The 6415-nt window shown below is 60.8% G+C and carries 8 protein-coding genes; 4 read left to right on the forward strand and 4 right to left on the reverse strand.

The window, feature by feature from the left end:
• Positions 1 to 199 precede the first annotated feature (199 nt).
• From FW800_RS12670 to FW800_RS12680, 3 genes are all read right to left on the reverse strand, one after another.
• Complete coding sequence (locus FW800_RS12670) at positions 200 to 475, reverse strand: HU family DNA-binding protein (protein ID WP_003195589.1); 276 nt, start codon at positions 473 to 475, stop codon at positions 200 to 202.
• Positions 476 to 666: 191 nt separating this feature from the next.
• Positions 667 to 1815 carry an NAD(P)/FAD-dependent oxidoreductase gene (locus FW800_RS12675; protein ID WP_032878686.1) on the reverse strand — a complete coding sequence of 383 codons (1149 nt, stop codon included), beginning with the start codon at positions 1813 to 1815 and terminating at the stop codon, positions 667 to 669.
• 36 nt (positions 1816 to 1851) lie between these two features.
• The gene (locus FW800_RS12680) at positions 1852 to 2019 is read right to left on the reverse strand and encodes a rubredoxin (RefSeq protein ID WP_002555879.1); all 168 of its coding nucleotides are present in this window, start codon (positions 2017 to 2019) and stop codon (positions 1852 to 1854) included.
• A 195-nt stretch (positions 2020 to 2214) separates the two neighbouring features.
• Between FW800_RS12680 and FW800_RS12685 the strand changes: the two genes are divergently transcribed.
• Positions 2215 to 2778, forward strand: a complete 564-nt coding sequence (locus FW800_RS12685) for a chorismate--pyruvate lyase family protein (protein WP_446437749.1) — start codon at positions 2215 to 2217, stop codon at positions 2776 to 2778.
• A complete protein-coding gene (gene ubiA / locus FW800_RS12690) occupies positions 2778 to 3668 on the forward strand; it encodes a 4-hydroxybenzoate octaprenyltransferase (protein WP_446437750.1) in 891 nt (296 codons plus the stop codon). The genes FW800_RS12685 and ubiA overlap by 1 nt, the downstream gene beginning before the upstream one ends.
• A gap of 108 nt (positions 3669 to 3776) precedes the next feature.
• Here ubiA and FW800_RS12695 read toward each other — a convergent pair whose 3' ends face one another.
• Positions 3777 to 4154 (reverse strand): COG4315 family predicted lipoprotein, encoded by a 378-nt coding sequence (locus FW800_RS12695; protein WP_446437751.1) that lies wholly within the window; start codon positions 4152 to 4154, stop codon positions 3777 to 3779.
• A 154-nt stretch (positions 4155 to 4308) separates the two neighbouring features.
• Between FW800_RS12695 and phoB the strand changes: the two genes are divergently transcribed.
• Entirely contained in the window at positions 4309 to 4998 is a 690-nt protein-coding gene (phoB, locus tag FW800_RS12700; RefSeq protein ID WP_005792526.1) for a phosphate regulon transcriptional regulator PhoB, read from the forward strand.
• An 81-nt stretch (positions 4999 to 5079) separates the two neighbouring features.
• On the forward strand, positions 5080 to 6366 hold the full coding sequence (phoR, locus tag FW800_RS12705) for a phosphate regulon sensor histidine kinase PhoR (RefSeq protein ID WP_446437754.1): 1287 nt from the start codon (positions 5080 to 5082) through the stop codon (positions 6364 to 6366).
• The last annotated feature ends 49 nt before the right edge of the window (positions 6367 to 6415 follow it).

Consider the following 6415-nt stretch of genomic DNA (forward strand, 5'->3'; position numbering starts at 1 on the left):
AACTATATAATTCGATTATTACTCAATAAAAACTCGCTACAACTCAGCTTCCACTTCAACCATTGATAATTCTGCAAGAGACAACTACTTATATTCCCCATTGCCCTTTTTTCACCCCCAACAAAAATGGGCACCCGACCCAGTCGGCGTGCCCATTTTCTCTACCGCCCCGCCTCCCTTCGAGACGGTACCGCTTAACTTACGGGTTGACGCTGTCTTTGAGCGACTTGCCCGGTTTGAACGCGACGGTGTTGCTTGCCTTGATCTTCACAGGCTCACCGGTTTGCGGGTTTTTGCCGGTGCGGGCGCCGCGGTGGCGTTGCAGGAAGGTGCCGAAACCCACCAGGGTAACGCTGTCCTTGCGGTGCAGGGCGCCGGTGATTTCTTCGAGTACGGCGTTAAGGACGCGGTTGGCCTGCTCTTTGGTGAGGTCTGCTTTTTCAGCGATGGCGGCTGCGAGATCTGGTTTACGCATAAATGAAGCCTCTTTGACGGTTTTTTGTTGTTATGTCCGTGCTGCTCTCTGGTGGAGCAGCGCCCAAGGCGCCGCAGGCTCTACTCTGCGGCAGACGGGAGTGAGGATGGCACGCCCTCGCACGCTCCGCCAGTCTCCCGGCGACCTTTCTACAGGCGAAACGGTGCTGATTCCGACAGAACGGCTGGCATTTACGCCAGCAATGGCGGAAGTTCTTTGTTCAGGGCCAGTTTTTCCATGACGGCGCTGCCGGTCAGCGCGTATCCCAGCAGGCGGCCGCTGGCGTCGCGACACAGGGCCTTGATGTCGGCGCCCTGCCCTTCGACACTCCACACACCTTCGGTGCCCCGCGGCGCAGGTGACACCACCAGCGGGCAGACCGGGGTTTTCACGGTGATCGGCATAGGCCCATAGCTCACCGCCGTGGCGTTGCCGGCCAAGGTTTGCGCCAGGGCACGGGCGCAGCTCATCAGTGGCATCACGTACAGCAGGTTCAAGCCGTCGACCTCGGCGCAGTCGCCCAGGGCGTAGATGTTGGCGTGGGAAGTCTTGAGGTGACGGTCCACCATGATCCCGCGATTGATTTGCAGGCCGGCGGCGGCGGCCAGGTCTACACGAGGACGCAGGCCGATGGCGGACACCACCAGGTCACAGTGGATCACATCACCGTCCGACAGGTGCGCCTCAAGGCCATCAGCCGTGCGTTGCAGGCGATTGAGCACCGGGCCCAGGTGGAAACGCGCGCCGATGCCTTCCAGCCCGGCTTGCACCGCTGCGGCAGCCGCCGGGTGCAGCAGGGTCGGCATGACCTGCTCACAGGGTGCGACCAGGTCGATTTCATAGCCGCCGAGGATCAGGTCGTTGGCAAATTCGCAGCCGATCAGGCCAGCGCCAAGCAACAACACGCGACGTTTGCCGGCAGCCGCGGCGCGAAAGCGCGCGTAGTCTTCCAGGTCGTTGATCGGAAAAATCAGTTCAGCCCCATCGCCTTCAACCGGTACGCGCACGGTTTCTGCGCCCCAGGCCAGGACCAGGTCGCGGTAGGCCACCGCTTCCTCGCCGATCCACAGGCGCTTGTGGCCCGCGTCGATGCCGCTGACACGTGTATGGGTGCGCACTTCGGCCTTGAGCTGCTCGGCCATGGCGCCGGGTTCGGCCATGCTCAGGCCATCGGCTTCCTTGTTCTTGCCAAAGCCGGTGGAGAGCATGGGCTTGGAGTAGGAGCGCCCGTCATCCGCGGTGATCAGCAGCAATGGGGTCTCGCTGTCGAGCTTGCGAAACTCCCGGGCTACGTTGTAACCGGCCAATCCTGTGCCGATGATCACGACGGGTGCGTTCATTCCTTTCTCCTTGTAGTACGTGTCTTAAACTAAGAATTAGCCGATTTCGATCATTTCGAAATCCATTTTGCCCACGCCGCAGTCCGGGCACAGCCAGTCTTCCGGGACGTCTTGCCACAGCGTGCCCGGAGCTATTCCGTCATCCGGCCAGCCGTCCGCTTCGTTGTAGATCAAGCCACAGACGATACATTGCCACTTCTTCATTACGTGCTTCCTCAAGTCCAGGCATGTTGGCCGGCGGTCGATGGATCCAGCGTTGCCGCACGGCTCAGGGCGTTTTGTACTGATCGGGGCCGGCAGATGCAAGCACGATCGGCGCAAACGGCCGGTTTGGCGCGGCAAAAGTTCAGGGTGCCATGGTAAGCTCGCCGCCTCTTCTGCTGCCAATACTGACTCACCGTGCCGCACTCAAACGCCCTTCCCGATGCTTGCCAATGGCTGACCCAGAGCCTTCTGAGTCCCTTGCCCACGCCCTTGACCCTCAACTGGCTGTTTGACGAAGGCTCGCTGACGCGACGGCTGACAGGGCTGTCCAACGACGGTTTCAGCGTGACGCCGCTGTTCGAAGGCTGGCAGCTATTGCGCGACGATGAATGTGCCGCCCTGGGCCTGGCCCCGGCCAGCATCGGCTGGGTGCGCGAGGTGTACCTGCGTGGGCATGACCAGCCGTGGGTGTTTGCCCGCAGCGTGGCGGCGCGCAGTGCCTTGCAGGGCGACGGGCTGCACATGGACGAGCTGGGCAGTCGCTCGCTGGGGGAGCTGTTGTTCTGCGACCGCGCCTTTACCCGCCAGGCCATCGAAGTGTGCCATTACCCTCGCCCATGGCTGCCGGCAGCGGACCAGACCGACGGTTTGTGGGCGCGCCGCTCTCGCTTCGATCGCGGCGCGCTGAGCGTGCTGGTGGCAGAAGTCTTCCTGCCGAGTTTCTGGCACGCGCTGCATGACCATCCGGAGAACTGCTGATGTATCAACGTCTGCTCAAGTCCTTGAACCGCCTGAACCCCAGGGCCTGGGATTTCATTCAGTTGACGCGCATGGACAAGCCCATCGGCATCTACTTGTTGCTGTGGCCGACATTGTGGGCACTGTGGATCGCCGGCAAGGGTTCGCCGTCGCTGCTTAATATCGTGATTTTCGTGTTGGGCGTGGTGCTGACCCGCGCCGGTGGCTGCGTGATCAATGATTGGGCTGACCGCAAGGTCGATGGCCATGTGAAGCGCACCGAGCAACGCCCGCTGGTGAGCGGCAAGATCAGCTCGAAAGAGGCATTGGTGTTTTTTGCCGTGTTGATGGGTACCAGCTTCCTGCTGGTGCTGCTGACCAACGCCAGCACTATCCTGCTATCGCTGGGCGGCCTGGCGCTGGCGGCCAGCTACCCATTCATGAAGCGCTACACCTACTACCCGCAGGTGGTGCTGGGCGCGGCGTTTTCCTGGGGGATGCCGATGGCGTTTACTGCCGAGACCGGCCATCTGCCCGCCACCGCGTGGTTGCTGTATATCGCCAACCTGTTGTGGACCGTGGGCTACGACACCTATTACGCCATGACCGACCGTGATGACGACTTGAAGATCGGGGTGAAATCCACCGCCATTCTGTTTGGTGATGCTGATCGCGTGATCATCCTGACCCTGCAAGGGCTGTCGCTGGTATGCCTGTTGCTGGCCGGCACGCGGTTTGAACTGGGAGGTTGGTTCCAACTGGGGTTGCTGGCGGCGGCGGGCTGTTTTGCCTGGGAGTTCTGGTACACCCGGGACAGGGACCGTATGAAGTGCTTCAGGGCGTTCTTGCATAACCATTGGGCGGGGTTGGCGATTTTTGTCGGGATTGTGGTGGATTACGCGGTTCGGTAGTGCAGGACTGACGCCATCGGGGGCAAGCCCCCTCCCACATTTTGATGTGTGAATACATTCAAGTGTGGGAGGGGGCTTGCCCCCGATGGATTCAGCAGCGCCGCAGACTTAAGGCTTGATGATGTGCCAGGCGCCACCCTTGCCATCCCCGGTCTTGTCACCGGCTTTCTTGTCGTCCTTGTAGGTGTAGACCGGCTTGCCTTTGTAGGCCCACTGGCTGGTCTGGTCGTCGCGGGTGATCACCGTCCAATCACCGGTCTTGGTGTCGGTGGATTCTGCCTTCAGCGGTGGCCAGTTGGTCGCGCACTGGTCCTTGCACACTGACTTGCCATCGGCGTCCTTGTCGAAGGTGTAGAGCGCCATGCCCTTGTGATCCACCAACATCCCTTCTTTAGTCATCGCAGGCTCTGCCGCAAACGCCAGGCCTGGCAGCGCCAAGGCTGCGGATAGCAGCAGGGCTTTCCAGGAAATCGTGCTGTAAGTCATCGGAACCTTCCTTTTGTGGTTGTCAGGATTCGGACCCAAAGGGTAGTCCAGAGTGCCCTGAATTGCCCAAGCGACTAAATTACTGTCACACGACTGCAATAATTCCGTTATCTAATGCGGCGCAAGACAGTTAAATGACAAGAGGATTTTGAGCATGGTTGGCAGGAGCATTCTGATTGTTGACGACGAAGCGCCCATTCGCGAGATGATCGCCGTTGCGTTGGAAATGGCCGGCTATGACTGCCTGGAGGCGGAAAACTCCCAGCAGGCCCACGCCATTATCGTCGACCGCAAGCCGGACCTGATCCTGCTCGACTGGATGCTGCCCGGCACGTCCGGCATCGAGTTGGCCCGGCGCCTCAAGCGTGACGAACTGACCGGGGATATCCCGATCATCATGCTCACCGCCAAGGGTGAAGAGGACAACAAGATCCAGGGCCTGGAAGTGGGCGCTGATGACTACATCACCAAACCTTTTTCCCCTCGGGAGCTGGTGGCGCGCCTCAAAGCCGTATTGCGCCGTGCCGGCCCGACCGATGGCGAAGCGCCGATCGAAGTCGACGGCCTGATTCTGGACCCGATCAGCCACCGCGTGACCATCGACGGCAAGCCCGCCGAGATGGGCCCGACCGAATACCGATTGCTGCAATTCTTCATGACCCACCAGGAGCGCGCCTACACCCGCGGCCAATTGCTGGACCAGGTGTGGGGCGGCAATGTGTATGTGGAGGAGCGCACCGTGGACGTGCATATCCGCCGCTTGCGCAAAGCCTTGGGCGACGCGTACGAGAATCTGGTACAAACCGTGCGCGGCACCGGCTATCGGTTTTCCACCAAAAGCTGAGCCAGCCCCTTCCTCCCTTAACAGCTGACAAGGACGCATGTTTAAGTGAACCAGAACTGGCATGGCACCCTGATCCGCCACATGCTTCTGTTGATCACTGCTTGCCTGCTGGTCGGGCTGATCAGTGGCTATTACGGCTGGAGCCTGGCCGCCGGCATCGCGTTGTACCTGGGCTGGACCCTCAAACAATTGCTGCGCCTGCATGAATGGCTGCGCCAGCACAAACCCGACGAGGCGCCGCCCGATGGCTATGGCCTGTGGGGCGAGGTGTTCGACAGCATCTACCACCTGCAACGCCGCGACCAACGGGTACGCGGGCGCCTGCAAGCGGTGATCGACCGGGTGCAGGAATCCACCGCGGCGCTCAAGGACGCCGTGATCATGCTCGACAGCGACGGTAACCTGGAATGGTGGAACCGCGCCGCCGAAACCCTGCTGGGTCTCAAGACGCCACAAGACAGCGGCCAGCCGGTGACCAACCTGGTGCGCCACCCGCGCTTCAAGGAATACTTCGAGCAGGACAACTACGAAGAAGCCCTGGAAATCCCGTCGCCCACCAACGACCGCGTACGCATCCAGCTGTACCTGACGCGCTATGGCAACAATGAGCACTTGATGCTGGTGCGTGATGTGACCCGCATCCATCAGCTTGAACAGATGCGCAAGGACTTCGTCGCCAACGTCTCCCACGAGCTTCGCACACCGCTGACGGTGATCTGCGGCTACCTGGAGACGCTGCTGGACAACGTCGACGAGATCAACCCGCGCTGGAGCCGCGCCCTGCAGCAGATGCAGCAGCAAGGCTCGCGGATGCAGACCCTGCTCAACGACTTGCTGCTTTTGGCCAAGCTTGAAGCCACCGATTACCCTTCGGATAACCACCCGGTGGCAGTGCAAAGCCTGCTGCACACCATCAAGAATGACGCCCAGGCGCTCTCCGGCGAACGCGGCCAGCAGATCACCCTGGAAGCCGAACCGACGGTGCTGCTCAAGGGCAGTGAGGGCGAGTTACGCAGCGCGTTCTCCAATTTGGTGTTCAACGCGGTGAAGTACACCCAGGACAAGGGCAATATCCGTATTCGCTGGTGGGCCGACGAACAGGGCGCGCACCTGAGCGTGCAGGACTCGGGTATCGGCATCGACGCCAAGCACCTGCCGCGCCTCACCGAACGCTTCTACCGCGTTGACTCCAGCCGCAACTCCAACACCGGCGGCACGGGGCTCGGCCTGGCCATCGTCAAGCATGTGTTGTTGCGCCACCGGGCGCGCCTGGAAATCAGCAGCGTGCTGGGGCATGGCAGTACGTTTACCTGCCATTTTCCGACAACGCAGGTAACGCGTTCGCCAGTGATCGACAATGATGAATAACTCAAATACAGCACAAATCTAAATGTGGGAGGGGGCAAGCCCCGGTACA

Source organism: Pseudomonas sp. 910_23, from assembly GCF_052850795.1.

Bases quoted from the DNA above. Each gene is read 5' to 3' on its own strand.
- FW800_RS12680 (WP_002555879.1), bottom strand. From the start codon at position 2,019: ATGAAGAAGTGGCAATGTATCGTCTGTGGCTTGATCTACAACGAAGCG.
- ubiA (WP_446437750.1), top strand. From the start codon at position 2,778: ATGTATCAACGTCTGCTCAAGTCCTTGAACCGCCTGAACCCCAGGGCC.
- FW800_RS12675 (WP_032878686.1), bottom strand. From the start codon at position 1,815: ATGAACGCACCCGTCGTGATCATCGGCACAGGATTGGCCGGTTACAAC.
- FW800_RS12670 (WP_003195589.1), bottom strand. From the start codon at position 475: ATGCGTAAACCAGATCTCGCAGCCGCCATCGCTGAAAAAGCAGACCTC.
- phoB (WP_005792526.1), top strand. From the start codon at position 4,309: ATGGTTGGCAGGAGCATTCTGATTGTTGACGACGAAGCGCCCATTCGC.
- FW800_RS12695 (WP_446437751.1), bottom strand. From the start codon at position 4,154: ATGACTTACAGCACGATTTCCTGGAAAGCCCTGCTGCTATCCGCAGCC.
- phoR (WP_446437754.1), top strand. From the start codon at position 5,080: ATGCTTCTGTTGATCACTGCTTGCCTGCTGGTCGGGCTGATCAGTGGC.